Annotated in this window: 1 pseudogene; it reads right to left on the bottom strand. The window is 65.5% G+C overall.

Annotated elements, in window-relative coordinates:
- A pseudogene (locus HUW62_RS47625) lies at positions 1 to 609 on the bottom strand (phage portal protein); the annotation flags it as partial.

Here is a 609-nt window from a genome sequence, read left to right on the forward strand (position 1 = left end):
CGCCCATGTCCGCGAGCACCTTCCGATTCAGCAAGAAGTCGAACTCGTCTCTTTCGGGTTGGAAGACCTGATCCTCCGCGAAGCGCAGCTGCGCTTCAGCCACGGAGCGGTTGAAGTCGCGCCCGTCTCCGCGCAGCAGCGGCGGCAGACGGAAGGAGCTGCCCACCTTGTCGATGTTGCGCTGGTCGTACTGTTGAAAGAGGGCGTCCTGCTGCTGGGCGTCCGTCAGGGGGCGCAGCTCAATCTTCGCGCGGCCTCCGTCGCCGGTGCCGCCGCCGTCCGCCTCGAGGATGAGGATTTTGTGGAAGTTGGCCTTGCCCTTGAGGTTCTCCTCGATGAAGCGCTCGATTCTCGGGACCGAGGCATCAGAGAGCCTTCCTCCGGAGACGAGGAGCGCGAGCGGCGGAACGCTTTTGTTATTGAAGTAGAGGTAGTTGACCTCCTCCATCTGCCGGGAGCCGAGGACGGACAGCAGGGTGCCGACCCAGCGGGGAATGCCGTAGGGCGAGCGCGGCGAGTGGATGGCGAAGTGGATGAGCTCCGTGGCGGGGCCGTCCGAGGCGTCCGCTGCCTTGAGGGCGGTGACGTCCCGGAAGACGCGGCCGGTGA

This window comes from Myxococcus sp. AM011, assembly GCF_013372595.1.
In the GTDB taxonomy this organism is placed as follows: domain Bacteria; phylum Myxococcota; class Myxococcia; order Myxococcales; family Myxococcaceae; genus Myxococcus; species Myxococcus eversor.